The sequence below is a fragment of the Sphingomonas astaxanthinifaciens DSM 22298 genome, from assembly GCF_000711715.1.
In the GTDB taxonomy this organism is placed as follows: domain Bacteria; phylum Pseudomonadota; class Alphaproteobacteria; order Sphingomonadales; family Sphingomonadaceae; genus Sphingomicrobium; species Sphingomicrobium astaxanthinifaciens_A.
On record NZ_JONN01000001.1, the window covers coordinates 287,159 to 311,887 of the forward strand.

Sequence of the window (24,729 nt, forward strand, 5' to 3'; positions counted from 1 at the left end):
AGCGGAGAAATGCTCACGTTGTTGTTGGTGATGGCGGCCGGTGGGGCGCCGATTGCGGACGGTGCGGCCCAGCGCAAGGAACTGGTTGCCTGCCTGAGGACGGTCGCGACGACGGCCAAGGACCAGAAAAAGACCGCGGCCGATTTCGACGGCATGGCCAAGGCCAGCTGCGCCGCGCAGATGACCGCCTTCAAGGCCGCGCTGGTCGCCTTCGACGTCAAGAACGGCCGGCCGAGGAAGCCCGCGGAGACCGACGCCGAGGCGCAGATCGGCGACTATATGTCGACCTACGCCGACCGCCTCAACGAAGGCGGCTGAGGGTCGGCCACCAGCCCGAGGATGGTGTCGAGCAGGAGCCGGCCCGCCGCCGTGGTGCGGAGCCTTGCGCCTGCCCATTTGAGGTGACCGCTCGCCACCAGCCGGTCCACCGCTGAGGAATCGAGCAGGCGCTCGAGCCCGAACCGCCGGGCGATCGCCGCGGGATCGATCCCTTCGGCCAGCCGCAGCCCCATGACGAGCGCCTCGTCGGCCGCCTCGATCGGCGACAGCGGCGCTTCCTCGACCATGCCGTGGCCGTTGCGGGCGAGGCCGGCGAGGAAATTCTCGGGCTTGCGATGGCGGACGGTGCGCAGCCCCGACCGCCGGCCATGCGCGCCCGGCCCGACCCCGGCATAATCGCCATAACGCCAGTAGGTGAGGTTGTGCCGGCTTTCCTCGCCCGGCCGCGCGTGGTTGCTGATTTCATAGGCCGGCAGCCCAGCCGCCTCGGTCATCGCCGCGGTCAGCTCGAACAGGTCGGCGGCCGCCTCGGCATCGAGCGGTTCGAGCTTGCCGGCGGCGTGGAGCGCGGCGAATCGCGTGCCCGGCTCGATTGTCAGCTGGTAGAGCGAGAGGTGCCCGGTGCCGAGCGCGAGCCCACGTTCGAGCATCGCGGCCCACGCCTCCGCGCTCTGGCCGGGCAGCGCATAGATGAGGTCGAACGACACCCGCCGAAAATGCTTCTGCGCGACGCCAAGAGCGTCCAGCCCCTCGCGCGCCGAATGGGCGCGGCCGAGGAAGGCCAGCGCCTGGTCGTCGAGGCTCTGGAGCCCGAGGCTGACCCGGTTGACGCCTGCGGCCGCAAGGTCGGCAAAGCGTGCGGCCTCGACCGATGAGGGATTGGCCTCGAGCGTGATCTCGAGATCGTCGGCGGCGCTCCAGTGGCTGGTCGCGGCCTCGATCAGCGCCTGCGCGGTCGCGGGCTCCATCAGCGATGGGGTACCGCCGCCGAAAAAGATACTGGTCAGCCGCCGCCCGGGCAGCAGCGCCGCCTCATGCGCGAGATCGGCCAGCAGCGCCCTTCGCCATGCCTCCTGGTCGATGCCCTCGCGGACATGGCTGTTGAAGTCGCAATAGGGGCATTTGCTGACGCAGAACGGCCAGTGGATGTAGAGGGCTAGTTCTTCAGCCATCCGACCAGTTGCTCGAAGGCCTTGGCCCGGTGGCTCATCGCATGCTTGGCCGCCGGGTCCATCTCGCCGAAGCTCTGCTCGTGCCCGTGGGGGACGAAGACGGGATCGTAGCCAAAGCCATTTTCCCCACGCGGCGGCCAGACGAGGTGGCCGAAGACCTTGCCTTCGAAGCTTTCCGTCCGGCCGTCGGGCCAGGCGAGGGTCAGCGCGCAGGTGAAATGCGCATCGCGGCCGGCTTCCGGGCCCGCCGCCTCGAGCGCCGTTTCGACCCGCTCCATGGCGACGCCGAAATCGCGCTTGCCCGTCTCGTCCTCGGCCCAGCGCGCCGAGTGGATTCCGGGCTCGCCATTCAGCGCGTCGACGCTGAGGCCGCTGTCGTCGGACAGGGCAGGGAGGCCGGTCTGGTCGGCCGCGGCCCGGGCCTTCAGTTCGGCATTGGCGACAAAGCTGGTGCCGGTCTCCTCGGGCTCGGGAAGGTCCAGTTCGGCCGCGCCCACGCACTCGATCCCGAACGGGGCGACCAGCGCGCGGATCTCGCGCAGCTTGCCCGCATTGTGGGTGGCGATGACGAGCTTGGGCCCGACCGCGTTCACCGGCCGGTGGCCTTGCGCTGCGCCTCGAAAATCTGGTCGCAGCCGATCCGCGCGAGGCGGAGCAGGCGGAGCAGCCCTTCCTCGTCGAAGGTCGCGCCTTCCGCAGTGAGCTGCGCCTCGCAGATCGCGCCGTCAGCGGTGAGGACGAAATTGCCGTCGCTCCCCGCGGTCGAATCCTCGGCATAGTCGAGATCGAGCACCGCCGCGCCGTCGTGGAAGCCGCAGCTCACCGCCGCGACCTGGGTGCGGATCGGGTCGCCCGAGAGCTTGCCCATGATCCCGTCTACCGCCAGCCGAAGCGCGACCCAGGCGCCCGAAATGGCCGCGGTGCGGGTGCCGCCGTCGGCCTGGATGACGTCGCAGTCGAGGACGATCTGGCGCTCGCCGAGAAGGCTGAGGTCGGTGACGGCGCGCAGGGACCGGCCGATCAGCCGCTGGATCTCCTGCGTCCGGCCCGACTGCTTGCCCTTGGCCGCCTCGCGGTTGCCGCGGGTGTGGGTGGCGCGCGGAAGCATCCCATATTCGGCCGTGACCCAGCCTTGCCCCTTGCCGCGCAGGAAGGGCGGGACCTTCTCCTCGACGCTGGCGGTGACCAGCACGCGGGTGTCGCCGAAGCTCACCAGGCACGAGCCTTCGGCATGCTTGGTGAAACCGGGCTCGAACGAAAGCGAGCGCATCTGGTCGGGCGCGCGGCCGCTGGGGCGCATGAATGTCTTCTCCTGATTAGGGTTCGGCCGCGCCTTAACGGATTGAGACCGATGCGCGAAGCCCATACATCAACCCCATGCAGCCGCCGCTTCCCGAACTGACCGACCGCATGCGCGCGATCTTCGGCACGGTGGTCGAGGCCTATCTCGACCGCGGCACGCCGGTCGGCTCGAAAAGTCTCGCCGGCACGATCAACCTCTCGCCCGCCTCGATCCGCTCGGTGCTGGCCGAGCTCGAGGACCGCGGCCTCCTCACCCATCCGCACACCTCGGCGGGGCGGGTGCCGACCGAGACGGGCCTCAGGCTGTTCGTCGACGGGATCATGCAGACCCACCTGCCGAGCGCCGAGGAACGCGCCGCAATCGAGGCCGACGTCCGCGACCGCCCGCTTGAGGAAGCGCTCGCCAATGCCACCGCCGCCTTGTCGGGCCTGTCGGCCTGCGCCGGCGTGGTGGTCGCCCCCAAGATCGAGCGACGCCTGCGCCAGCTGGCCTTCGTGCCGCTGGGACAGGGGCAGGCCCTGGCGGTGCTGGTCGGCGAGGACGGCAATGTCGAGAACCGGGTCATTGACCTTCCCCCCGGCATGACCGCGCCAGCGCTCACCGAGGTTGCCAATTACGTCACCGCGCGGCTGTCGGGCTTCACCCTCGCCGAGGCCGAGGCGCGGCTCCGGGCCGAAATCCGCGAGCATCGCGCCGCGCTCGACCGCGCCGCCGCCGAGCTGGTCGCGACCGGGCTTGCCGAATGGCGCGAGGACGGCGCGCACCGTCCGGTGCTGATCGTCCGCGGCCAGGCCAATCTCCTCGACGACACCACCGCGGCAGACCTCGACCGCGTCCGCCGCCTGCTCGGCGAGCTCGAGGACCGGCAGGAAATCGTCCGCCTCCTCGAAAACGCCCGCGAGGGCGAAGGCTGCCGGATCTTCATCGGGTCGGAGAACCGGATGTTCGCGCTTTCGGGCTCGAGCGTCATCGCCGCGCCCTACCGCGGGAGCGAAGGCCGGGTGGTCGGCGTTGTGGGCGTGATCGGCCCGACGCGGTTGAACTATGCGCGGATCGTTCCCATGGTGGATTATACGGCGCAAGCACTCACACGTTTGATGGGATAGGAATGGACAAGCTTCACGACGAGGCCGAGCAAATCCGCGCGGAAACCGCGGAGGACAGCCCCGAATTGCAGGATCACGACCGGCTCGCCGAGCTCCAGAAGGCGCTCGAGGAGGCCGAGCAGAAGGCGCTCTACGCCGCCGCCGAGGTGCAGAACGTGCGCCGCCGCGCCGACCAGGAAAAGGTGCAGGCGGTGGCTTACGCCAACACCGGCTTTGCCCGCGACATGCTGAGCGTGAAGGACAATCTCGACCGCGCGCTCAGCCATATCCCCGAGGGCGCCCGCATGGACGAGCGGCTCAAGGGCTTCATCGAGGGCATCGAGGCGACCGCCCGCGAACTCGACTCCGTCTTCGCCCGCAATGGCGTCACCCGGGTCGAATCGAAGGGTTTGCCGCTCGATCCCAACAAGCATCAGGCGATGATCGAGATCGTCTCCGACCAGGCTCCCGGCACCATCGTCGAGGAAATGCAGGCGGGCTACGTCCTCAAGGACCGCTTGCTGCGGCCGGCGCTGGTCGGGGTCGCCAAGGCCGGCTGACCCCAACCCACGTCGTCCCCGCGCAGGCGGGGACCTTGTGACCCTCAGATCACTTCCCGCTTCTGGCTGACGCCCTTCGAGGCCAGCCCGAAGCGGGGATCGGGCGTCCTGCCCGCCAGCACCAGCTCGGCGGCGATCCGCCCCACTTCCGGTCCATGTTTGAACCCGTGGCCCGAGCCCGCGCCGACCAGCACGACGTCGGCCCGCTCCGGATGGCGGTCGATCAGGAAGTCGCCGTTCGAGCTATTCTCATATTGGCAGACCTCGGCGGTCGCGAGTGGGGCGCCGCGCAGGGCCGGAAAGCGGCGGTCGCGGAAGGCGATGACCTCGGCCAGCGCAGCATCGGAGAAGCGGCGGTCCTGGGCGTCGGGATCGACCTCGACCCCGTGGCCATCGTGGGCGAACTTGACCCCTTTGCCCTCGAGATCGGGGAAGCCGTAGAAGACGTCGCCGCCATTGAAGTCGGCCCAGCCGGGCATGGGGCCGGGCTGCCAGCGCCGGTCGCCTGCGGGCGGCGCGAAGGTGAACACCTCCTGCCGGGTCGCAACGATGCGGCGGCCGATCACTTGCGGAAAGAGCTTCGGCAGCCACGGACCGCAGGCGAAGACGATCCGGTCGGCATCGCGAACTTCGGCGGGCGCGGCGATCTTGCGCTGCTCGAACCGGCCTCCCGCGGCCTCGAATTCCCGCGCCAGCGTCTGGACCGCACGGCGGGCCATGAGGGCGCCGAAGCCGGGCTCGAACATCCCTGCGCTGACCCCGGCGAAATCGATCATCGGGAAGCGGCGTGCCATCGCTCCTTGCGACAGCGCCTCGGTCGGCAGTCCCAGCGCCCGATGCACCCGCAGGCTTTCGGAGAGGTAGGGATTGTCTCCCTGGAAGAAGAACAGCACCCCGTGGGGGTTAAGGATGGGCAGGCCCGAGCGCTGGCTCAGTGCCTTCCACTCGGCAAGGCTCGCGACCGCCATCCGCGCGTAGATGGCGTCCTTGCCATAGCCGGCGCGGGTCATGCGCGATTCGCCGCCGCTGCTGGCGCGGCTGTGCGCCGGGTTCCAGGCGTCGAGCAGCGTGACCCGCGCGCCGCGGCGGCGGAGCTGCTCGGCGGTCCAGGTTCCGAACACGCCCGCGCCGACGACCGTCACCCGCGGCGCCGAGCCCAGCGCCTGCGCCCTGACGATGGCGGGCCCCGAAACGGCAGCGCCGCCCGCTCCGATGAGGAGCGAGCGGCGCGTTACCGTCGGCCTTTGGTCCGATCCGCTCATCCGCGCTCGGGCGCGGGCGGCGGAGGCGGCGGCGGGGGCGGCGGTACCGGGCAGGCGTCGGTCGCCAGGATCACCGACCCGTCGCTGCAGGTCTGGGTCGCCGGCGGCGGGGGCGGGGGCGGCGGCGGCGGCGGAGGCGGCGGCGGGGCCGCTTCCTCTTCCCGGTTGGCCCGGAACTTCCACCGCAGCGTCAGCCCCATCTCGCGCGGCCGGCCGATATTGTAGCCGAGCCGGGCGCGGCCACCGCGCTCGCGATCGAACGACAGCAGCGCATTCTCGTCGAACAGGTTGTTGACGTAGAGCTGGATGCCGAGCCCGCTGTCGAAGTCGACGCCGGTCGACAGGTTCACCAGGTCATAATGCGGCAGCTTGAGGTCGACGAGGGTGACCCCGGTGCCGGTCGCGCCATTATAGGGCAGGCCCGACACGAACGCCCGCGGGTTGTTCTCCTGGTCGGCCGGCTGGGTGTAGCGATTGCCCACCCGCTGCCAGCTGCCCGTCACGAACCATTCGGCTGCGTCCGACAGGCGTGCGCCATAGGTCGCCGAGGTGGCGAACTGATATTTGGGCACGCTCGGCAGGCGGTTGCCGTTGCGGATGCCGGTCGCGGCGGCGAGGGCACCGGGCAAGGTCGTGTCGAATTCGGCCTCGATCAGGCTGCCGGCGAAGCTGATGTCGAGCCCGCGCAGCGGCCGGACATTGAGTTCCGCCTCGACGCCCTTGGTGTGCGCCTTGTCGACGTTGAACACGACACGGCTCGAGCAGCTGCCCGCATCGAGCGTGACCTGGAGGTTCTTGATGTCGGTGTAGAAGGCGGCAGCGTTGAAGGTGACCGGCCCGCGGCTGTACTTCACGCCCGCTTCGTAGTTCCACAGTGTCTCGTCGTCATAGTCCTGGTAGCCGCCGAACAGCGCCTCATCCTGCGCGTTGCAGAGCGGCAGGTTGAGCGGATCGTTGACGCCGCCGAGGCGGAAGCCCTTGGCCGCCTGGAGGTTGACCGACAGATTGCGGTTCGGCTCCCAGGTGATGATGCCGCGTGGGCTGAAGCCGTTCGACTTGGTCTTGTCACCGATCCGGCGGTCGCCGTTGGCGAACAGGCCGCCCGAGATGAAGTCGCGGCTTTCGCTGAAGTCATAGTAGCGGCCGCCGGCGGTCAGCTTGAACTGGCCGAAGTCGTAGCTCGCCTCGCCGAACACCGCCTTCTGCTCGATGTCATAGGGCAGGTCGGAATTATAGGGCGAATTGGCCGGGAAGCCGTTGGCGACGTCGGCCGAGGTCAGCGGGGTGCCAAGGACCGAATCCTTGCACCCGGCGCCCTCGTTGACGAGCGGCGTCAGCGGATCGTCCGGCCCGGCGCAGAGCGAGGCGAGGAAGACGTCGCCATAAGCATCGTAGCCCGGGGTGGGCAGGCGCTGCTTATACTTGCGGTTGACGCTCGAGTAGAAGCCGCCGAGCACCCACTGGAAGGGGCCCGAGCCGGTCGAGGCGACGCGCAGTTCCTGGCTCCACTGGCCAAGCTTGGTGGTGTCGCGCAGGTTCGACGGCAGCGCCACCGCGGCATTGGGGAAGCCGAGGTCGATCGAGACCGAGCCCGTCAGCGCCGAGGCGTCGCGGCTGACCAGGATGTCGCGGTCGATGTAGCTGGTGACGCTGGTGAGCTCGACCGGGCCCACGTCGACCGAGCCGGTGAGGTCGAACAATCGCGTCTTGTCCGAGAATTTCTCGCGCAGCAGCAGATATTGCTCGCGCTCGTCATAGGTGTGCGGCGGCGTGGTGAACGGGTTGGAGAAGAGGTTGAAGATCTCCTCGCGGTTGAAGCCGTTCGACTTCACTTCCTGATAGACCACGCGCGGGGTGATCTTCACGAACGGGCTTGGCTGCCACAGCAGCGAGAGGCGCGCGCCGGCACGCTGGCCGTCGTTGACGTTCTTGCCCGCCGCCGGGCCGATCGCGTCCACGAAGCCCGCATATTTGGTGTAATAGCCGACCGCGCGCAGTGCGACCGTCTTGCCCATCGGCGTATTGATCGCGCCCTTGAAGTGGCCGCCGGTGCCGCCGTCGGTGAGCGTGTTGATATTGGCTTCGAACAGCCCTTCGGCGACGTCGATCCGCGGCTGGTTGGTGATGTAGCGGATGGTGCCGCCGACGCTGCCCGAGCCGAACAGGGTGCCCTGCGGACCGCGCAGGGTCTCGACGCGGTTGAGGTCGAACAGGTCGAAGTCGGGCGTGAACAGCGAGAGCGAGACGACGCTTTCGTCGAGATAGACGCCGACCTGTTCCTTCACGCCCGGCTGGTCGCGGACGATCTGGCCGGCCGAGACGCCGCGGACGCTGACCTGGCTCTGCCCCGGCCCGAGGTTCTGGACCTGCAGACCGGCGACGTTGCGGCTGATGTCCTCGATCGTGTTGGCGTTGGCGCGCTGGATGTCTTCCTGCGTCTGCGCGTTGATCGAGAAGGGGACGTCCTGGACGGTCGAGGCACGCTTGGTCGCGGTGACCACGATCTCGCCGAGCGAGCGCTCGTCGGTGTCGGGGCTGGGATCGGCGACGGTCGCGGTGTTGGCCTGGGCCTTGCTTTCCTCGGCGGTCTGGGCGGCGGCCGGGACCGCGAGCGCGAAGGTCGCGGCGCTTGCGAACAAAGTCCGGGTCAACGTCGGATTGAGGCGCATCTTATCATCCCCCATTTATCGTTGTGGGGCGAAGCTAACCCTCATCGCAGTCGTGACGGAAGGCTTACGCCGCCGGAATGACTGTTTCCCCGCCACGGTGTTGCACTTGGGCGACACAGTGCTCAGGCATCGCGAAACGGCAGAATTGCCTCGATCTCAGCCAGTTGGGCGCCCTTGGCGAGCCGCAGACCGTGTCGTTGGAGATAGGCGTGGCGGACGAGCTCGGCCTGCTGTTCGAGTCCGTAGCGGAGAAATGGCCGGCCCTCGCGATACTCATAGGCATAGCGGCAGAGGGGGTGGCGCATCAGCGGAAGGAAGAAGCGGCCGCTCCGCTGCGCCTGCCAGACATGGGTCATCTCGTGAATGAAGAGCCCCTGCAGCGCCCAGTCGGCGGCGGAAAAATCCTCGCGCCAATTGGGGTCGTCGGGATGGAAATGGATGTTGCCGGTCGGGGCCATGACGATTCCGCGCGGCTGGAACGGCCACCATTTGCGGCGGATGAGCCGGACCGGGCCGACGTCCACCGCCTCGCCGAACACCGAGCGGACCATCGCGATCTCGCCCGGAGTCAGCCCGCGTTCCGCTCGGGTCATGGACGGCCTCTCCTCGAAACTCTTGGCAAGCCAAACGCGCCTCGCTAACGCGTTGGCCAAATCGACACAGGAAGGGAAGACCAGATGAGCGAGACTGCTGAGCGCGTTAAGAAGATCGTCGTCGAGCATCTCGGCGTGGAAGCCGAGAAGGTGACCGAAGAGGCCAGCTTCATCGACGACCTGGGCGCCGACAGCCTCGACATCGTCGAGCTGGTGATGGCGTTTGAGGAAGAATTCGGCGTCGAGATCCCCGACGATGCGGCCGAGAAGATCACGACCGTCAAGGACGCGATCGACTATATCGATCAGCACCAGGGCTGAGCCGGACCAACGGATTGACTGGCAGTTCACAGGCTCGGCGCATCGCCGGGCCTGTTCTGCGTTTGAGGAGAATGTGATGCGGCGTGTTGTCGTCACCGGACTTGGACTCGTCACCCCGCTCGGGGCCGACGTCGAGACCAGCTGGCGCAATCTCCTGGCGGGCAAGAGCGGGGCGGGGCCGATCACCCGCTTCGACGCGTCCGACCAGAAGTGCCGCATCGCCTGCGAGATCAAGCCCGCGGACCATGAATATGGGTTCGACCCGGGCAAGCGTGTCGATCACAAGATCCAGCGCCAGGTCGACCCGTTCATCGTCTACGGCATCGACGCCGCCGGCCAGGCGATCGAGGATGCCGGCCTTGTCGACATGTCCGAAGAGATGAAGCTGCGCGCCGGCTGCTCGATCGGCAGCGGCATCGGCGGACTTCCGGGCATCGAGAAGGAGAGCGTCAATCTCTTCGAGAATGGTCCCAGCCGCGTCTCGCCGCACTTCGTCCACGGCCGGCTGATCAACCTCATCTCGGGCCAAGTTTCGATCAAGTACGGGCTGATGGGGCCCAATCATGCGGTGGTCACCGCCTGCTCCACCGGCGCCCATTCGATTGGCGATGCCGCGCGCATGATCCGCGACGACGACGCCGACATCATGCTGGCGGGCGGCGCGGAATCGACCATCAATCCCTTGGGCGTCGCCGGCTTCGCCCAGGCGCGCGCGCTCAACATGAGCATGAACGACACGCCCGAGAAGGCCAGCCGCCCCTATGACAAGAATCGCGACGGCTTCGTCATGGGCGAGGGCGCGGGCGTGGTGGTGCTCGAGGAATATGAGCATGCCAAGGCGCGCGGCGCCAAGATCTACGCCGAGGTCGTGGGCTACGGCCTGTCGGGCGACGCCTATCACGTGACCGCCCCCCACCCCGAGGGCCGCGGGGCCGAGCTGGCGATGCGCATGGCGCTCAAGAAGGCCGGGATGGGCCCGGGCGACATCGATTATGTCAACGCCCACGGCACCTCGACCATGGCCGACACGATCGAGCTCGGCGCGGTCAAGCGCGTGCTTGGGCCTGATCTCAGCGGTGCCTCGATGAGCAGCACCAAGTCGGCGATCGGGCACCTGCTCGGCGGGGCCGGCGCGGTCGAGGCCATCTTCTGCATCCTCGCGATCCGCGACCAGATCGTGCCCCCGACGCTCAACCTCGACGATCCCGACGAGGGCACCGAAGGCGTCGATCTCGTGCCGCACACGGCGAAGAAGCGCAAAGTTCGCGCCGCGCTCAACAACAGCTTCGGCTTCGGCGGCACCAACGCCAGCCTGATCCTGAAGGCGGTCGACTAGGCTGCCCGTCGTCCCCGCGCAGGCGGGGACCTCGGGAATGCAGCGATGTCCGGCGTCCCCGTCCGCGGGGACGGCGGCTCACATCTCGCCGCGCGCCTTCCGGATGGCGAACCACTTCTTCACATTGGCATTATGCTCGGCAAGCGTCTCGGCGAAGACGTGTCCGCCGGTGCCGTCGGCGACGAAATAGAGATAACGGTTCGGTTCGGGGTCGAGCACCGCGGCGATGCTGGCGCGGCCGGGATTGGCGATCGGCCCCGCGGGCAGCCCGGCCATCCGGTAGGTGTTGTAGCCGGTGTCGGCGTCGAGCTCGGACTTGAGGATCCGCCGGCCGAGCGGCTTGCCCTTGGTCACCGGGTAGATGACGGTCGGGTCGGCATCGAGCTTCATCCCGATCTTGAGCCGGTTGCAATAAACCCCGGCGACCGCCCGGCGCTCGGCGGGCTTGCCCGTCTCCTTCTCGACGATCGAGGCGAGGATGACGGCCTGTTCGGGCGTCGCGACCGGACAGCTGCCGACCTTTCGCTTCGGCCACAGCTCGGCCAGCGCCTTCGTCATCGCCGCTTGCATCCGGCCTGCGACCGCCGCCCGGCTTTCGCCCTTCTGGAAGCCATAGCTGTCGGGCAGCACCGCGCCCTCGGCCGGCAGCGGCGCCGGGCCGGTGAGGTTGGGATTGGCCGCAAGTTTCTCCTGGACGAGAATGCTCGGCATGCCCTCGGGGATGGTGATCAGCCGCTGCACCGGCTGGCCGTGCTGGAGGATGTCGAGCAGCCGTGCGCCGCTGGTCCCGGCGGGGACCTCGAATTCGCCCGCCTGAATCCCGTCGCTGTCGCCAAGAACCTTGGCGAAGAAACGGTAGGTCGCGCAATTGCCGCGGATGAGGCCCTGCTTCTCGAGCGAGGGGCAGAGGCTGGTCAGCGTCGCGCCTTCACGCACGGTGACGGTGGTCGCCTTGTCCGCGCCTCCCGACCACCACAGGAAGGTGACGGCGGCGAGACCCGCGATGGCGGCGAGGACGAGGAGGCCGAGAAGCCGCCTCATCCGGCGAGGGCGGCGGAAGCCACGTAGCCGACCGTGTCACCGGCATAGCCCCAGGCCCAGCCGCGGCCCCGGTCGAGGATTCGCAGTTCGGTCCCGGCGGCAAGCTCGGCCAGTCGCTCGGAATCGGCCTTGGGTTCGGCGAGCAGGGGACTGGCCTTCTTCAGCACCATCGGCATCGGCACGGCATAGTGCGACGCGATCACCACGCCCGCCAGCGCGACGTCGGCCAAGTCCTGGCGGTAGGCGTGGGTGCGGGGGTCGGGATGGGTCGAGGGGCCGGCCAGCGCGAACCCCCCGGCAGGCGTGTCAGCGATGGGCGTGGGCGAGCTGGCCGATGACGGGTCGCCGGTCGGAATCGCGATCTCCGCCCCGTTCACCGCTGCCCCTGATGTTCCGTTTGAAGCCTTCAAGAAATTCCGCCCCGCTGCTGGTCCTGACGACGAACACGTTGCGGCGGTCGTCCTGATCCCGTTCGCGGCGGAGATAGCCGAGCGCACCCAGCGTATTCAAGGCGCGGGTGACGACGGGCTTGGACACGCCAAGCACCCGCGCCAGTCCGCGCACGGTATGGGGCCCGGGCGTCAGATAGACGATCATCAACAGGGCCATTTGACGATTGGTCAGATCGGGCTCTCCCGACCGGACATAGCCGACCAGGGCACGCATCCAACCGCTCAGCGAAGCATCGCTCATTGGAATGGTTTCTCCTCGCCTGCCTAGCGTGTCGGGTTAACCGGCGAGGGAAGAGTTTGTTGCGCTGATGCGACAGAGAAATCGAAAAAACCGTTTTCACTTGCGACGATAGCGTCGAGCAATCGTGGTATGGACGGCCCTCAGGCCAAGCGCTTCGCCGCCCTTCGGACGGCCCGGGCGCGGCACCGGGCGCCAGGCGAAGGTATCGAGATGCGCCCAGGCGGCCCCCTCGGGGACGAACCGGCGCAGGAACAGCGCCGCGGTAATCGTCCCAGCAAAGGGCGAATCGGCGCTGTTGGAAAGATCGGCGAGATCGCTCTTCAGCATCTCGTCATAGCCGTCCCACAGCGGCAGCCGCCACAGGGGGTCGCCGACCTCGGTCCCGGCCTCGAGAAGATCGGCGGCGAGCGCCTCGTCGTTGCTGAAGGTCGCCGGAAGGTCGGGCCCGAGCGCGATGCGCGCGGCACCCGTCAGGGTCGCGAAATCGACCACCAGTTCGGGCTTCTCCTCGCCCGCGCGGGTCAAAGCATCGCCAAGCACCAGCCGCCCCTCGGCATCGGTATTGTCGATCTCGACGCGGAGGCCGGCGCGGCTGTGGAGGATGTCACCGGGCCGGAAGGCGCCGCCCGACACGGCGTTTTCGACCGCGGGGATGAGGAGGTGGAGGCGGACCGGCAGGCGCTCGGCGACGATAAGCCGGGCCAGCGCCAGCGCATGGGCCGCGCCGCCCATGTCCTTCTTCATCAGCCGCATGCCCGCGGCGGGCTTGAGGTCGAGGCCGCCGCTGTCGAAGACCACGCCCTTGCCGATGACCGCGATGCGCGGGTGCGAGGGATCGCCCCAGCGCGCCTCGATCAGCCGCGGCGCGCGGGCCGGGGTGGCGGCGGCGCCGACCGCGTGGATCATCGGATAGCCCTGCGCGAGGGCGTCGCCCTTGGTCACCTCGACCTCGGCGCCCGCGGCCGAGGCCCAGTCGCGGACCGCACGCTCGAGCTCGGCCGGACCGAGGTCGGAAGCGGGGGTGTCGACGAGGTCGCGGACCTGCGCCGTCGCTTCGGCGAGGCGGACCAGTTCCTCGACCCGCGCCGGCTCCTTGCTGAGCAGGACGCGCGGGCCAGTCTCGGGCTCGGCCTTGCTCTTGTAGGTCGTCAGCCGGTGCTGGGCGAGCAGCCAGCCGAGCGCGGCAAGACCGACCGGCACGTCGCCCTCGATCCGGTAAGCGCCTTCGGGCAGCTTTTCGGCGGCGGCGGCGAGGCACCAGGGGGTGAGGCTGGCGAGCTTGGCAACCCCGACGAGGACCTCGAATTCGGCGTAGGGGCCCGACCCCGGCACCACCAGCACCTGACCCGCCTTGCCCTCGAACCGCGCCGCCTCGACCAGCCCGCGCCGCTGGCCGGCATGGGCCTTGAGCCATTCGGGCAGCAGCGTCGCGTCGAGCAGATGAAGCGGGTGGGCGGCCTCGCCGCGGTCGGGTCGAAGGAGAGCGGCGAAGTCGGTCATGTCAGGCTTTCTCGGTGGGTACGCCGTAGAGGTCGTGCTCGTCGCTTTCCTCGATCGAGACGGTGACGATGTCCCCGGCCGAGAGATGGCCGGCATCACGGAGATGGACCTCGCCGTCGATCTCGGGGGCGTCGGCCTTGGAACGGCCGGTCGCGCCGCCGGTCTCGGGATCGACAGCGTCGATGATGACGTCGAGCGAGGTGCCGACCTTGGCGGCGAGCTTCTCGGCCGAGATTCGGGCGGTCAGCTCCATCACGCGGGCGTAGCGCTCTTCCTTGACCTCCTCGGGGACGTGGTCCGGAAGATCGTTGGCGGGGGCACCCTCGACGGGTTCGAAGCGGAAGGCGCCGACGCGGTCGAGGCGGGCTTCCGCGAGCCACTGGAGAAGATAGTCGAAGTCCGCCTCGGTCTCGCCGGGGAAGCCGACCACGAACGAGGAGCGGATGGCGATGTCCGGCACTTCGCGCCGCCATTCGGCCAGCCGCTCGAGCACCTTGGCCTCGTTGGCCGGGCGGCGCATCGCCTTCAGCACCTTGGGGCTCGCGTGCTGGAAGGGGATGTCGAGATAGGGGAGGACCAGCCCCTCGGCCATCAGCGGCATGACCCGGTCGACGTGCGGATAGGGATACACATAATGCAACCGGACCCACGGCCGCTCGCCCTCGGGCGTACGCAGCTGTCCCAGCGCGCGGGCGAGGTCGGTCATGTGGGCGCGGACGTCCCCGCCCTTCCAGGGCCAAGCGGCGTGCTTGAGGTCGAGGCCGTAGGCGCTGGTGTCCTGGCTGATGACCAGCAGTTCCTTGGTCCCCTGCTGGAGCAGCTTGTCGGCCTCGCGGAGGATGGCGTCGGGACGGCGGCTGACGAGGTCGCCGCGGATTTGCGGGATGATGCAGAAGGCGCAGCGGTGATTGCAGCCCTCGGAAATCTTGAGGTAGCTGTAGTGCTTCGGCGTCAGCTTCAGCTGCGGCGAGGCCTGCGGCACGAGGTCGAGATAGGGCGAGCGCGGGGCCGGGGCGGCCTCGTGGACCGCGGCGACCACGTCCTCATAAGCCTGGGCACCGGTGATCGCGAGGACATTGGGGAAGCGCGCGCGGATGACCTCGGCTTCGCGGCCCATGCAGCCGGTGACGATGACCCGGCCGTTTTCGGCCAGCGCTTCGCCGATCGCTTCGAGGCTTTCCTCCTTGGCCGAGTCGAGGAAGCCGCAGGTGTTGACCAGCACCACGTCGGCGCCCTCGTAATCGGCGCTCATCTGGTAGCCGTCCGAGCGGAGCTGACCGAGGATGCGCTCGGAATCGACGAGGTTCTTGGGACAGCCCAAGGAGACCATGCCGACGCGCGGCGGGGTGGGAAGAACGGTAGCCATGATGGAAGCCATGGGCCGTTAACGAAAAAAAGCGGCCAAAGCTAGGCGAAGGTCACAAAGGTCACAGGGTCGCCGAGTCGAATTCGCGGCGGATCTTCACGAAGGCCACACGAACCGTTGTCGGAGCGGGAGGGCGAACTTTGGGCTGTGGCCGGGCGGGATCGACGATGGAAAGAGCAGGGCGGTGAACCGCTGGGGTTAATCCGGCATGGAAAGTCCTACTTTGCAAGCGGCTTGCGGATGGTTTCGTCGAGCGTGGCGACGCGGATGCCGAACTTGTAGGCCTCGAGGCGGTTGAGGATGGTCCGACCGTCGGCTTGGAGCGCGAGCTGCTGGTGGATGCTGAGGCCGCTCGGAGTCGAATAGGCGATATTGGCGCGAGCGCCCACCACGTCCATCACGACCATGCCTTTGGCGTCGGTCAGATTGCCGGTGTAGAAGCCATCCTTCCGGTCCTCGATCGTCCAGACCCGGGTGCGCTCGGGCTTGCTACCCTCCTTGATCCGCTGGACGAGACGAAGGCCGCGCGCCGTTCGCACCCCCTGGCTGTCGACCGTGACTCGTGACGACTTGCCGACGATCGGGTCGAGTAGCCCGGTGCCGCTGGTCGTGCCCTCGAAGAAGGCGATCGGGTCGAGGGGGGCGGGACCGGCGGGGAGGTCGGGACTGGCGCAGGCGGCGAGGAGGAGGAATGAAAGGGCCGTCGTCCCGGCGAAAGCCGGGACCTTGCGAGGGGAAGCGCTGCCCGAGGTCCCGGCCTTCGCCGGGACGACGTCAGCGGTCACGGACCAGCTGGTCGACGACGCCGGGGTCGGCGAGGGTCGAGGTGTCGCCCAGTTGGTCGAGCTGGCCCTCGGCAATCTTGCGGAGGATGCGGCGCATGATCTTGCCGCTGCGGGTCTTGGGCAGGCCGGGGGCGAACTGGATCCGCTCGGGGATGGCGAGCGCGCCGATATGCTTGCGGACCTCGGCGTTGAGCTCGGCGACGAGTCCGGGCGAACCCTCCTCGCCGGCGATGAGGGTGACGAAGGCGTGGATGCCCTGTCCCTTGAGGTCGTGGGGCGCGGCGACGACGGCGGCTTCGGCGACGAGTGCATGGGCCACCAACGCGCTCTCGACCTCGGCGGTACCGACGCGGTGGCCGGAGACGTTGATCACGTCGTCGACCCGGCCGGTGATCCAATAGTCGCCGTCGGCGTCGCGGCGGCAGCCGTCGCCGGTGAAGTAGCGCCCGGGATAGGTGGTGAAATAGGTCTCGATGAAACGCCGGTGGTCGCCCCATACGGTCCGCACCTGGCCCGGCCAGGAGGCGGCGAGGCAGAGGTTGCCGCTGACGTCGTTGCCGGTGATCTCGCGGCCCTCGGCATCGACCAGCAGGGGCGCGATCCCGGGCAAGGGGGCGGTGGCGCTGCCGGGCTTCATGCTGGTGGCGCCGGGAAGCGGGGTCATCAGGATGCCGCCGGTCTCGGTCTGCCACCAGGTGTCGACGATTGGCAGGCGGCCGTCGCCGACCACGTCATGATACCAGCGCCAGGCCTCGGGGTTGATGGGTTCGCCCACCGTGCCGAGCAGGCGGAGGCTCTGGCGGCTGAAGGCTGTCACCGGTGCATCGCCTTCGCGCATCAGCGCGCGGATGGCGGTAGGAGCGGTGTAGAGGATGGTGACGCCGAGGCGGTCGATCGTCTCCCACAGCCGCGACACGTCGGGGTGGGTGGGAACCCCGTCGAACATGACGGTGGGCACGCCGTGGAGGAGGGGGCCGTAGAGCGTGTAGCTGTGCCCCGTCACCCAGCCGATGTCGGCGGTGCACCAGAAGAGATCGTCGCCTCGCGGCTCGAACACCCAGTCGAAGGTGGTCGCGATCCACACGGCATAGCCGCCGGTGGTGTGGACCACGCCCTTGGGTTTGCCGGTCGAGCCCGAGGTATAGAGAATGAAGAGCGGATCCTCGGCGGCCATGGGTTCGGCCGGGCAGTCGGGGGAAAGGCGCTCGCGGTGGTCTTCCCAGCGGAGGTCGCGGCCCTCGTGCATGGGGACGTCGGCGCCGGTACGGGTGACGACGATGACGGTCTCGACGCCTTGCGAAAGATCGCAGGCGGCGTCGACATTGGCTTTCAGCGGAATATGCTTGCCGCCGCGCAGCCCCTCGTCGGCGGTGATGACGACGCGGGCGCCGCAATCGTCGATGCGGCCGGCCAGGCTTTCGGGCGAGAAGCCGCCGAACACCACCGAATGGACCGCGCCGATGCGCGCGCAGGCGAGCATGGCGGCGGCGGCTTCGGGGATCATCGGCAGATAGAGGACGACCCGGTCGCCCTTGCCGACGCCGCACTCCTTGAGGAGGTTGGCGAAGCGGCAGGTCTCGGCGTGAAGCTCGGCGTAGGTGACGGCATGGCCGGTGCCGGGCGTGTCGGGCTCGAAGATCAGCGCCGTCTGGTCGGCGCGGGTCGCCAAATGCCGGTCGAGGCAATTGGCCGAGAGATTGAGGATGCCGTCCTCGTACCAGCGGATGTGGAAGTCGTCGGCGGCATAGGACCAGTCACCGCTCAGGGTCGGGAAACGGTCCCAGTCGAGCCGCCGCGCCTGCTCCAGCCAGAAGGCGTGGGGGTCCGAGGCATGAGCCTCGTGCAGGGCGGCGAGCTCGCTCGGGGTCATCAGGCGGTGGGCTCCAGCGTGCTCATGTCGATCACGAAGCGGTAGCGGACGTCGCCCTTTTCCATCCGCTCCCAGGCGTGGTTGACCTCGTCCATGCGGATGGTCTCGACCTCGGGATAGAGCTGATGCTCGGCGCAGAAGTCGAGCATCTCGACGGTCTCGGGGACACCGCCCACGCCCGAGCCGCCGATGGCGCGGTTGTTGGAGATGAGGAGGCCGCCGTGGATCGGGGGCAAGGGCTCGATCGCGCCGACGATCACCATCCGCCCGGCGCGGCGGAGCAGGCCGAGATAGGGCTGGACGTCGTGGCCGACGGGGATGGTGTCGAGGATGAAGTCGAACTTAGAGCGGGCGGCCTTCATCTGCTCCTTGTCGGTCGAAACGAGGACGTGATGCGCGCCGAGGCGCTGGGCCTCCTCGGCCTTGGCGGCGCTGGTGGTGATGGCGGTGACTTCGGCGCCCAATGCCGCGGCGAACTTGACGCCGAGATGGCCAAGGCCGCCGATGCCCGCGACCGCGACCTGCTTCCCGGGCGCGACATGCTCCTTGTACTGCCGGAGCGGCGACCAGCTGGTGATGCCGGCGCAGAGCAGGGGCGCGGCGCGGGCGGGGTCGAGATTCGCGGGAAGGCCGAAGACGAAATGCTCGCGGGTGATGATGTGGTCGGAATAGCCGCCGCAGGTGACCGAACCGTCGTGCCGGTCGGGGTGGCCATAGGTGTAGGTGGCGCCCTCGAGGCAGAATTGCTCCCAGCCGTCCTTGCATTCGCGGCACTGGAGGCAGCTGTCGACGATGGTGCCGACCGCGACCGTGTCGCCGACCTTCACGCGGGTGACCTCGGGGCCGACCGCGGTCACCTCGCCGACGATCTCGTGGCCGGGAATGGCGGGGAGGCGCGGGGTGCCCCAGTCGCCGCGGCAATGGTGGAGGTCGCTGTGGCAGATGCCGGCGTAGGTGATCCGGATGGCGACGTCGTCGGGACGAAGGTCGCGACGTTCGAAGCGGATCGGCTCGAGGGTCTGGCCGGGGGTGCGGGTGCCCCAGCCGAGGGCCTGGGTCGGCATGTCTATTCTCCTGCGCGGTCCAGCGTGCGCTGGGCCTGGATGAGGTGGGGTTTGTCGACCATTCGGCCGTTCACGCTCAACACGCCAGCCGAGGGATCGGCCGCAAAGGCGTCAACGATCGATCGCGCCAGAGCGATCTGTTCGTCGGTCGGCGAGAAGGCCTCGTTGATCGGGCCGACTTGCGCCGGGTGGATGGCGAGCTTGCCGGTGAAGCCGTCGCGGGCGGCGTCGAGCGCCTCCTCGATCAGGCCGGGTTCGTCGCGGAAGTCGGCGAAGACGCCGTCGACCGGCTGGACCCCGGCGGCGCTGGCCCCGGCGAGGCAGAGCGTCCGGGCGAGCTGGTAGGGAAAGGTGAGGCGGCCCTTGCGGTCGGTCTTGGCCGCGGCGCCCAAGGCGGCGGACAGGTCCTCGGCGCCCCAGCTCATCGCGGCGAGGGGGCTGGATTTGACGTCGCGGTAGGAGAGGAGGCCGAACAGCGAGGCGGCGGTCTCGGTGACGATGGCGTGGACCGGGATGTTGCCGGTGCGGTGCTGCAATTCGACGATGTCGGCGCCGCTTTCGGCCTTGGGGAGGACGAGGCCGTGGATGTCGGCCTTGCCGAGGAGTTCGAGGTCGAGGCGATGCTCCTCGGTGCGAAGCGGATTGATCCGGACCCACCATTGCGGACCGCCCGAGCGCGGGGCGAGCGACTTCAGGATGTCCCGGGCGCGGGCCTTTTCGGAAGCGGCGACGCTGTCTTCGAGGTCGAAGATGATGGCGTCGGCGCCGCTCTCGAGGGCCTTGCCGATCTTCTTCTCGCTGTCGGCGGGGACGAACAGCCAGGAGCGGGGCTGGCGGGTCATGCCGCGGGGCGCTTTTGGATGAGGGCGGTGCGCTTCATCTGGCAGACCAGCTGCTCGCGCTGGTTGAAGGCGCGATGCTCCCAGGTGACGAGGCCGGCGGTGGGCCGCGAATTGCTTTCGCGCAGGGCGATGCAGCCGCTTTCGAAGTGGAGCGTGTCGCCGATGAAGACGGGGCTGGGCAGGCGGACCTCGTCGAAGCCGAGATTGGCGACGAGGACCCCGGCGGTGGTGTCCTCGACCGAGGCGCCGACCAGCAGGCTGAAGGTGAAGCAGCTGTTGACCAGGATCCGGCCGAATTCGGTGTCCTTCGCGGCCTCGGCGTCGAGGTGCAACGGCTGCGGATTGTGGGTCAGCGTCGAGATCAGCAGATTGTCGGTCTCGGTGACGGTGCGGCGGAGGGCGTGGGTGACGGTCTGGCCGACTTCCCACTCGTCATAATAGCGTCCGGGCATGGGGAGAGGCTTAGGCCGGGCCTCAGCCGATGAGAAGCCCCGCCATCGCCTCGGTGATCGCGTCGCCGTCGAGGCGATATTCGCCGTAGAGGTCGGGGAGGTTGCCGGTCTGGCCGAAGCGGTCGACGCCGAGCGGCGCGACCCGGTGGCCGAGGACGGCGCCGAGCCAGGAAAGCGAGGCCGGGGCGGCGTCGCACAAAGTGACGAGGCGCGCGGTGGGGGCAAGCTTCCCGAGGAGGGTCTCGACATGGCTCGGCTGGCCGTGGCCGTGCCAGCGGCCCGCCTGTGCCCCGCTCCAGCCGCGGTGGAGGAGGTTGGGGCTGGTGACCGAGAGGAGGCCGAGGCCGGGGACGTCGGCGGCGAGCTCCTCATAGGCGGCAAGTGCCTCGGGCATGATCGCGCCCATGGCGACGATCGCCGCTTCGGCGTTGGCGCCGGGCTCGCGCAGCCAGTAGCTGCCGGCGAGCGCGTCGGCCTGCCAGGCATCGGAGGTGCGGGGCTCCTGCGCGATGCTGCGGGTCGAGAGGCGGAGGTAGGTGCTCTCGCCATCCGGCGCGTCGATCAGGCGGAAGGCCTCGTGCATGAAGAGGGCGAGCTCGTCGGCGAAGGCGGGCTCGTAGTGGCGCAGGCCGGGCTGGCCGAGCGCGATCAAGGGCGGATTGATCGACTGGTGCGCGCCGCCCTCGGGCCCGAGGGTCAGGCCCGACGGCGTGGCAACGAGGAGGAAGCGGGCGTCCTGGTAGCAGCCGTAGTTGAGGCTATCGAGGCCGCGGGCGATGAACGGATCGTAGAGCGTGCCGATCGGGATCAGGCGGTGCCCGAAGAGGTCGCCCGAGAGCCCGGCGGCGGCGAGCATCAGGAACAGGTTCGACTCCGCGATGCCGAGCTCGACATGCTGGCCGGCTTGGCGGGCGGCCCATTTCTGCGCGCTCGGGATCTTCGCTTCGGCGAAGACGTCGCGAATGCCGCGGCGGTGGAACAGGCCCCGGTTGTTCACGAAGGCGCCGAGGTTGGTCGAGACGGTGACGTCGGGCGAGGTGGTGAGGATGCGGTCGGCGAGGCCGTCGCCCGACTTGGCGAGGTCGAGGAGGATGCGCCCGAACGCGGCCTGCGTGCTCTGTTCGTCCCCGGTCGGGGTGGGAAGGGCGGGCACCTGCCAGCTGGTGAAGTTGCGCGGCTCCTTGTAGCGGCGGACCCTGGTTTGGTCGACCAGCGCCTGGACGTTCGCGCGGGCATTGCCGCCAAGGCCGGCGAGGGGCTCCCATTCCTGCCCCTCGGCGATGCCGAGGCCGTCGCGATAGGCGGCGAACTGGGTCGGGTTCATGAGGCCGGCGTGATTGTCCTTGTGGCCCGCGAAGGGCAGACCATAGCCCTTGACCGTCCACGCGATGAACATGGTCGGGACGTCGTCATTCGCGGCGGCGAAGGCTTCGGTCAGGCTGGCCATGCAATGCCCGCCGAGGTCGCTGAACAAAGCGGCGAGGGCGGCATCGTCATGGGCCTTGAGGAACGGCGCGGCGGCCTTGCCGAGGTCCTGCTCCAGCCGCGCGCGCCAGGCCGCGCCGCCCTGGTAGAGCAGCGCGCTGTGGTCGGCATTGGGGAGGGCTTCGAGCCACTCCTTGACCTTCGGCGCCGGGCCAAGGGCGGCGGCGAGGCGCTTGCCGTGGCGAAGCTCGACCACGCGCCAGCCGCAGGTCCGGAAGATGTCGTCGAAGCGCTCGAACATCCGGTCGGCGCTGGTCGCGTCGAGGCTTTGGCGGTTGTAGTCGACGATCCACCACAGGTTGCGGACGTCGTGCTTGTGCCCCTCGATGATGGCTTCGTAGATATTGCCTTCGTCCAGTTCGGCATCGCCCATCAGCGCGACGAAGCGCCCGCGCCGGTCGGCCGGCAAGGCGTCGCGCGCCGACAGCCAGTCCTGAACGAGGCTGGCGAAGAGGGTGATGGCGACCCCGAGCCCGACCGAGCCGGTGGAGAAGTCGACCGGGATCCGGTCCTTGGTCCGGCTGGGATAGCTTTGCGCGCCCTTGAAGCCGCGGAAATTCTCGAGGGTGCCGCGGTCCTGGCCGCCCAGCAGGTAGTGGATGGCGTGGAGGACGGGGCCGGCGTGGGGCTTGACCGCGACCCGGTCATTGGGGCCGAGCGCGTCGAAATAGAGGGCGGTGAGGATCGCGCTCATCGAGGCGCTCGAGGCCTGGTGGCCGCCGACCTTCAGCCCGTCGGCGCTGTCGCGGACGTGGTTGGCGTGGTGGATGACCCACGAGGCGAGGAAGCGGAGGCGTTCTTCGAGGGTCGCGAGGGCGGCGAGGTCGGTCATCATTCGCGCCTAGCAAAGCTCGTCGTCCCCGCGAAGGCGCGGACCTCAGGAGATTTGCACGTCCTCGCCTTAGGTCCCCGCCTTCGCGGGGACGAGGTTCCGTTTCGTTAGGCCGCGACCGCCTCGTCGGCCGCGGCGTCGAAGCGGTGCTGGGCTTCGTGGATTGCCGCGATATTGGCGATCGCCCAGTCGGACAGGGCTTGGATCGGCTCGCGCAGCGAGTGACCGAGCGGGGTGAGGGCATAGTCGACCCTCGGCGGGATCGACGGAGTGACGGCGCGGCTGACGAGGCCGTCGCGCTCGAGGTTGCGCAGGGTGAGCGTCAGCATCCGCTGCGAGACGCTGGGGATTTCGCGGCGAAGCTCGTTGAAGCGGCGTGGCCCTTCGCCCAGCGTCGAGACGACCAGCACGGTCCACTTGTCGCCGATCCGGCTGAGCAGCGTGCTGATGGTTCGGCAGACGGGGCTGGTCGGGTCCTTCATGGCTCTTCTCTCCCGGTGGGGCACAGCATTGTTACCGCGCCACAAATTTGTTCGTCCCCCACAAAAAAGTGCGTTCTTGCGAGGCGTTTTAGGGCGGTTACTTAGGGTGCTCCGGTATCAAAACAATACTAAGGAGACAATAGTGACTATCCTTCAGCTCGACAGCAGCATCACCGGCGAGAACAGCGTCAGCCGCCAGCTCACCCGCTCGATTGTCGAGCGGCTGGTCGCGACCGCGCCGGGGACCGAGGTGATCCATCGCGACCTCGTCGCCGATCCCATTGACCACCTGACGCTGGGCGCCCTCGCCGATTCGAGCGTGCTCGACGAATTCCTCGCCGCCGACACCGTGGTGATCGGCGCGCCGATGTACAATTTCACCGTGCCGACGCAGCTGAAGGCCTGGCTCGACCGCGTGCTCGTGGCGGGCAAGACCTTCCGCTACACCGAAAATGGCCCCGAGGGGCTGGCCGGCGACAAGCGCGTGATCATCGCGCTGGCCCGCGGCGGTTTCTACGAAGTGGGTTCGCCGGCGAGCGCGCTCGAGCATCTTGAGACCTATTTGCGCGGGGTGTTCGGCTTCATCGGCATCACCCCCGAGTTCGTCGCCGCCGACGGGATCGCGATGGGCCCCGAGCAGCGCGAGGCGAGCCTCGCTTCCGCGCTTGACGACACCGTGCGGCTTGCCGCCTAACCTCATGCACGACACCGACAGGAGCGCGACCATCATGGCCAACGACCGACTTTCCGCTTCCGCCCCGCTCGCGCTCGGCGTGCTGCGGATCATGACCGGGCTATTATTCCTCGCCCACGGGACGCAGAAATTCCTGTCCTTCCCGGGTGGCGAGCGGGCGGGCTTCGGCTGGACCTTTGCCGGCCCGCCCGCCTACGCCGGGATCATCGAGCTGGTGACGGGGGTGCTGATCGCGCTCGGCCTGTTCACCCGCCCGGCGGCCTTCCTCGCCTCGGGGTGCATGGCGGTGGCCTATTTCATGGCCCACGCCCCGCAGAACTTCTTTCCCGTCAACAATGGCGGCGACGCGGCGATCCTCTACTGCTTCGTCTTCCTATACCTGGTCTTCGCCGGACCGGGCCGGCTGAGCCTCGACGCGGCCCGCCGCAGGGGCTGAGCTAGCGGGCCTTGCCGCACTTGCCGGCCTTCGCGACCGCGGCGGTCGGCTGCGGTGCGGCATAGGCCCAGGAAGAGATCTTCCAGCCTGCCTCGGTTCGGGCGAGGATGAAGGTCATGTGCCCGTCGGCCCCTTTGCGGACGCCGGCCTGCGTCATGCAATAGGTAGTGGGGAGCACGACATAGGCGCTGGTCCCGTCGCTCCCCGCCTGGACCGGGCGGCCGTAGGCCATGTGTCCGCCGCTGATCTTCTTCGCGGCGGAGTCCTTCGCATAGCTGTCGAGCCAGCGCTGGACCGAGCCTTGTCCGCTCCACTGATAGGGGGCGAATTCGTCGAGGATGACGGGATCGGCGGTGTGCGCGTCGATGAAGGCCTGGACGTTACCGGCGTTGAACTGGTCGAGGACGGTGGTGACCGCCTTGACCGCCTCGTCGGCGGGCGCGGCGGTGGCGCCGGTGCCGGCGAGCAGCGCGGCAAGTGCGAGCGATTTGAGCATGGTTGCTCCCCCTTGAGTTGCCGGTGACGGGCACAGGCGCGCGCTGGCGAGGCGCGGAGGCGGGCGAAATTTGCGCCCGGCGGGGGAGGCGGTCAAGCATGCTCGTCGTCC

General features: G+C 68.7%; 26 protein-coding genes. 7 read left to right on the forward strand and 19 right to left on the reverse strand.

Annotated features, from left to right (window positions below; genetic code table 11):
- Nucleotides 1–9 precede the first annotated feature (9 nt).
- Nucleotides 10–318, forward strand: a complete 309-nt coding sequence (locus BS69_RS13000) for a hypothetical protein (RefSeq protein ID WP_037504313.1) — start codon at nucleotides 10–12, stop codon at nucleotides 316–318.
- Here the strand turns inward: BS69_RS13000 and hemW are convergent.
- Genes hemW through rph form a run of 3 tightly spaced genes read right to left on the reverse strand, consistent with a single transcriptional unit; the run spans nucleotide 288 to nucleotide 2,751 of the window.
- Nucleotides 288–1,451 carry a radical SAM family heme chaperone HemW gene (hemW, locus tag BS69_RS0101480; RefSeq protein ID WP_029940219.1) on the reverse strand — a complete coding sequence of 388 codons (1,164 nt, stop codon included), beginning with the start codon at nucleotides 1,449–1,451 and terminating at the stop codon, nucleotides 288–290. The two genes, BS69_RS13000 and hemW, sit on opposite strands and share 31 nt — an antisense overlap.
- Nucleotides 1,436–2,044, reverse strand: coding sequence for an RdgB/HAM1 family non-canonical purine NTP pyrophosphatase (gene rdgB / locus BS69_RS0101485; RefSeq protein ID WP_029940220.1), 609 nt, complete (start codon nucleotides 2,042–2,044; stop codon nucleotides 1,436–1,438). The genes hemW and rdgB overlap by 16 nt, the downstream gene beginning before the upstream one ends.
- Nucleotides 2,041–2,751 (reverse strand): ribonuclease PH, encoded by a 711-nt coding sequence (rph, locus tag BS69_RS0101490; RefSeq protein ID WP_029940221.1) that lies wholly within the window; start codon nucleotides 2,749–2,751, stop codon nucleotides 2,041–2,043. The genes rdgB and rph overlap by 4 nt, the downstream gene beginning before the upstream one ends.
- Before the next feature lie 77 nt (nucleotides 2,752–2,828).
- Between rph and hrcA the strand changes: the two genes are divergently transcribed.
- Together hrcA and BS69_RS0101500 are read left to right on the forward strand one after the other, a co-directional pair.
- Nucleotides 2,829–3,860 carry a heat-inducible transcriptional repressor HrcA gene (gene hrcA / locus BS69_RS0101495; RefSeq protein WP_029940222.1) on the forward strand — a complete coding sequence of 344 codons (1,032 nt, stop codon included), beginning with the start codon at nucleotides 2,829–2,831 and terminating at the stop codon, nucleotides 3,858–3,860.
- Nucleotides 3,861–3,862: 2 nt separating this feature from the next.
- Nucleotides 3,863–4,399, forward strand: a complete 537-nt coding sequence (locus BS69_RS0101500; RefSeq protein WP_029940223.1) for a nucleotide exchange factor GrpE — start codon at nucleotides 3,863–3,865, stop codon at nucleotides 4,397–4,399.
- Nucleotides 4,400–4,443: 44 nt separating this feature from the next.
- Here BS69_RS0101500 and BS69_RS0101505 read toward each other — a convergent pair whose 3' ends face one another.
- From BS69_RS0101505 to BS69_RS0101515, 3 genes are all read right to left on the reverse strand, one after another.
- Nucleotides 4,444–5,661, reverse strand: a complete 1,218-nt coding sequence (locus tag BS69_RS0101505; RefSeq protein ID WP_084184207.1) for an FAD-dependent oxidoreductase — start codon at nucleotides 5,659–5,661, stop codon at nucleotides 4,444–4,446.
- Nucleotides 5,658–8,330 carry a TonB-dependent receptor gene (locus BS69_RS0101510; RefSeq protein ID WP_084184208.1) on the reverse strand — a complete coding sequence of 891 codons (2,673 nt, stop codon included), beginning with the start codon at nucleotides 8,328–8,330 and terminating at the stop codon, nucleotides 5,658–5,660. The genes BS69_RS0101505 and BS69_RS0101510 overlap by 4 nt, the downstream gene beginning before the upstream one ends.
- A gap of 122 nt (nucleotides 8,331–8,452) precedes the next feature.
- Nucleotides 8,453–8,923, reverse strand: a complete 471-nt coding sequence (locus BS69_RS0101515) for a hypothetical protein (RefSeq protein WP_029940226.1) — start codon at nucleotides 8,921–8,923, stop codon at nucleotides 8,453–8,455.
- A gap of 84 nt (nucleotides 8,924–9,007) precedes the next feature.
- Here BS69_RS0101515 and BS69_RS0101520 point away from each other — a divergent pair, with 84 nt between their 5' ends.
- Nucleotides 9,008–9,244 carry an acyl carrier protein gene (locus tag BS69_RS0101520; RefSeq protein WP_029940227.1) on the forward strand — a complete coding sequence of 79 codons (237 nt, stop codon included), beginning with the start codon at nucleotides 9,008–9,010 and terminating at the stop codon, nucleotides 9,242–9,244.
- Between the two features lie 76 nt (nucleotides 9,245–9,320).
- Nucleotides 9,321–10,580: a beta-ketoacyl-ACP synthase II gene (gene fabF, locus BS69_RS0101525; RefSeq protein ID WP_029940228.1), complete on the forward strand. Its 1,260-nt coding sequence runs from the start codon at nucleotides 9,321–9,323 to the stop codon at nucleotides 10,578–10,580.
- Nucleotides 10,581–10,658: 78 nt separating this feature from the next.
- Here the strand turns inward: fabF and mltG are convergent, their stop codons facing one another.
- From mltG to BS69_RS0101585, 12 genes are all read right to left on the reverse strand, one after another.
- Nucleotides 10,659–11,621: an endolytic transglycosylase MltG gene (gene mltG, locus BS69_RS0101530; protein WP_029940229.1), complete on the reverse strand. Its 963-nt coding sequence runs from the start codon at nucleotides 11,619–11,621 to the stop codon at nucleotides 10,659–10,661.
- A complete protein-coding gene (locus tag BS69_RS14100; RefSeq protein ID WP_156956797.1) occupies nucleotides 11,618–11,998 on the reverse strand; it encodes an SH3 domain-containing protein in 381 nt (126 codons plus the stop codon). The genes mltG and BS69_RS14100 overlap by 4 nt, the downstream gene beginning before the upstream one ends.
- Nucleotides 11,928–12,287 (reverse strand): MarR family transcriptional regulator, encoded by a 360-nt coding sequence (locus BS69_RS13010; RefSeq protein ID WP_051676714.1) that lies wholly within the window; start codon nucleotides 12,285–12,287, stop codon nucleotides 11,928–11,930. The genes BS69_RS14100 and BS69_RS13010 overlap by 71 nt, the downstream gene beginning before the upstream one ends.
- Nucleotides 12,288–12,410: 123 nt before the next feature.
- Nucleotides 12,411–13,814 (reverse strand): leucyl aminopeptidase family protein, encoded by a 1,404-nt coding sequence (locus BS69_RS0101545; RefSeq protein ID WP_029940232.1) that lies wholly within the window; start codon nucleotides 13,812–13,814, stop codon nucleotides 12,411–12,413.
- A gap of 1 nt (nucleotide 13,815) precedes the next feature.
- A complete protein-coding gene (gene rimO, locus BS69_RS0101550) occupies nucleotides 13,816–15,180 on the reverse strand; it encodes a 30S ribosomal protein S12 methylthiotransferase RimO (protein WP_029940233.1) in 1,365 nt (454 codons plus the stop codon).
- Between the two features lie 218 nt (nucleotides 15,181–15,398).
- Nucleotides 15,399–15,965 (reverse strand): DUF3833 family protein, encoded by a 567-nt coding sequence (locus tag BS69_RS0101555; RefSeq protein ID WP_051676435.1) that lies wholly within the window; start codon nucleotides 15,963–15,965, stop codon nucleotides 15,399–15,401.
- Entirely contained in the window at nucleotides 15,955–17,835 is a 1,881-nt protein-coding gene (gene acs, locus BS69_RS0101560) for an acetate--CoA ligase (protein WP_051676437.1), read from the reverse strand. Before acs ends, BS69_RS0101555 begins: the two co-directional genes overlap by 11 nt.
- Nucleotides 17,835–18,899, reverse strand: coding sequence for an NAD(P)-dependent alcohol dehydrogenase (locus BS69_RS0101565; protein WP_037504316.1), 1,065 nt, complete (start codon nucleotides 18,897–18,899; stop codon nucleotides 17,835–17,837). The genes acs and BS69_RS0101565 overlap by 1 nt, the downstream gene beginning before the upstream one ends.
- A 2-nt stretch (nucleotides 18,900–18,901) precedes the next feature.
- Nucleotides 18,902–19,741 carry an HpcH/HpaI aldolase/citrate lyase family protein gene (locus BS69_RS0101570; RefSeq protein WP_029940237.1) on the reverse strand — a complete coding sequence of 280 codons (840 nt, stop codon included), beginning with the start codon at nucleotides 19,739–19,741 and terminating at the stop codon, nucleotides 18,902–18,904.
- Nucleotides 19,738–20,193, reverse strand: coding sequence for a MaoC family dehydratase (locus BS69_RS0101575; protein WP_029940238.1), 456 nt, complete (start codon nucleotides 20,191–20,193; stop codon nucleotides 19,738–19,740). The genes BS69_RS0101570 and BS69_RS0101575 overlap by 4 nt, the downstream gene beginning before the upstream one ends.
- 22 nt (nucleotides 20,194–20,215) lie before the next feature.
- A complete protein-coding gene (locus BS69_RS0101580) occupies nucleotides 20,216–22,510 on the reverse strand; it encodes a transketolase-like TK C-terminal-containing protein (protein WP_245605082.1) in 2,295 nt (764 codons plus the stop codon).
- Nucleotides 22,511–22,617: 107 nt separating this feature from the next.
- A complete protein-coding gene (locus tag BS69_RS0101585; RefSeq protein WP_029940240.1) occupies nucleotides 22,618–22,992 on the reverse strand; it encodes a winged helix-turn-helix transcriptional regulator in 375 nt (124 codons plus the stop codon).
- A 142-nt stretch (nucleotides 22,993–23,134) separates the two neighbouring features.
- Between BS69_RS0101585 and BS69_RS0101590 the strand changes: the two genes are divergently transcribed.
- Together BS69_RS0101590 and BS69_RS0101595 are read left to right on the forward strand one after the other, a co-directional pair.
- Entirely contained in the window at nucleotides 23,135–23,686 is a 552-nt protein-coding gene (locus BS69_RS0101590) for an FMN-dependent NADH-azoreductase (RefSeq protein WP_029940241.1), read from the forward strand.
- 4 nt (nucleotides 23,687–23,690) lie between these two features.
- On the forward strand, nucleotides 23,691–24,122 hold the full coding sequence (locus tag BS69_RS0101595) for a DoxX family protein (RefSeq protein WP_245605083.1): 432 nt from the start codon (nucleotides 23,691–23,693) through the stop codon (nucleotides 24,120–24,122).
- Nucleotide 24,123: 1 nt separating this feature from the next.
- Here the strand turns inward: BS69_RS0101595 and BS69_RS0101600 are convergent, their stop codons facing one another.
- The gene (locus tag BS69_RS0101600) at nucleotides 24,124–24,618 is read right to left on the reverse strand and encodes a nuclear transport factor 2 family protein (RefSeq protein WP_029940243.1); all 495 of its coding nucleotides are present in this window, start codon (nucleotides 24,616–24,618) and stop codon (nucleotides 24,124–24,126) included.
- Nucleotides 24,619–24,729 lie beyond the last annotated feature (111 nt).

Bases quoted from the DNA above. Each gene is read 5' to 3' on its own strand.
- BS69_RS13000 (WP_037504313.1), top strand. From the start codon at position 10: ATGCTCACGTTGTTGTTGGTGATGGCGGCCGGTGGGGCGCCGATTGCG.
- hemW (WP_029940219.1), bottom strand. From the start codon at position 1,451: ATGGCTGAAGAACTAGCCCTCTACATCCACTGGCCGTTCTGCGTCAGC.
- rph (WP_029940221.1), bottom strand. From the start codon at position 2,751: ATGCGCCCCAGCGGCCGCGCGCCCGACCAGATGCGCTCGCTTTCGTTC.
- hrcA (WP_029940222.1), top strand. From the start codon at position 2,829: ATGCAGCCGCCGCTTCCCGAACTGACCGACCGCATGCGCGCGATCTTC.
- BS69_RS0101500 (WP_029940223.1), top strand. From the start codon at position 3,863: ATGGACAAGCTTCACGACGAGGCCGAGCAAATCCGCGCGGAAACCGCG.
- BS69_RS0101505 (WP_084184207.1), bottom strand. From the start codon at position 5,661: ATGAGCGGATCGGACCAAAGGCCGACGGTAACGCGCCGCTCGCTCCTC.
- BS69_RS0101510 (WP_084184208.1), bottom strand. From the start codon at position 8,330: ATGCGCCTCAATCCGACGTTGACCCGGACTTTGTTCGCAAGCGCCGCG.
- BS69_RS0101515 (WP_029940226.1), bottom strand. From the start codon at position 8,923: ATGACCCGAGCGGAACGCGGGCTGACTCCGGGCGAGATCGCGATGGTC.
- BS69_RS0101520 (WP_029940227.1), top strand. From the start codon at position 9,008: ATGAGCGAGACTGCTGAGCGCGTTAAGAAGATCGTCGTCGAGCATCTC.
- fabF (WP_029940228.1), top strand. From the start codon at position 9,321: ATGCGGCGTGTTGTCGTCACCGGACTTGGACTCGTCACCCCGCTCGGG.
- mltG (WP_029940229.1), bottom strand. From the start codon at position 11,621: ATGAGGCGGCTTCTCGGCCTCCTCGTCCTCGCCGCCATCGCGGGTCTC.
- BS69_RS13010 (WP_051676714.1), bottom strand. From the start codon at position 12,287: ATGCGTGCCCTGGTCGGCTATGTCCGGTCGGGAGAGCCCGATCTGACC.
- BS69_RS0101545 (WP_029940232.1), bottom strand. From the start codon at position 13,814: ATGACCGACTTCGCCGCTCTCCTTCGACCCGACCGCGGCGAGGCCGCC.
- rimO (WP_029940233.1), bottom strand. From the start codon at position 15,180: ATGGCTACCGTTCTTCCCACCCCGCCGCGCGTCGGCATGGTCTCCTTG.
- acs (WP_051676437.1), bottom strand. From the start codon at position 17,835: ATGACCCCGAGCGAGCTCGCCGCCCTGCACGAGGCTCATGCCTCGGAC.
- BS69_RS0101565 (WP_037504316.1), bottom strand. From the start codon at position 18,899: ATGCCGACCCAGGCCCTCGGCTGGGGCACCCGCACCCCCGGCCAGACC.
- BS69_RS0101570 (WP_029940237.1), bottom strand. From the start codon at position 19,741: ATGACCCGCCAGCCCCGCTCCTGGCTGTTCGTCCCCGCCGACAGCGAG.
- BS69_RS0101575 (WP_029940238.1), bottom strand. From the start codon at position 20,193: ATGCCCGGACGCTATTATGACGAGTGGGAAGTCGGCCAGACCGTCACC.
- BS69_RS0101580 (WP_245605082.1), bottom strand. From the start codon at position 22,510: ATGACCGACCTCGCCGCCCTCGCGACCCTCGAAGAACGCCTCCGCTTC.
- BS69_RS0101585 (WP_029940240.1), bottom strand. From the start codon at position 22,992: ATGAAGGACCCGACCAGCCCCGTCTGCCGAACCATCAGCACGCTGCTC.
- BS69_RS0101595 (WP_245605083.1), top strand. From the start codon at position 23,691: ATGCACGACACCGACAGGAGCGCGACCATCATGGCCAACGACCGACTT.
- BS69_RS0101600 (WP_029940243.1), bottom strand. From the start codon at position 24,618: ATGCTCAAATCGCTCGCACTTGCCGCGCTGCTCGCCGGCACCGGCGCC.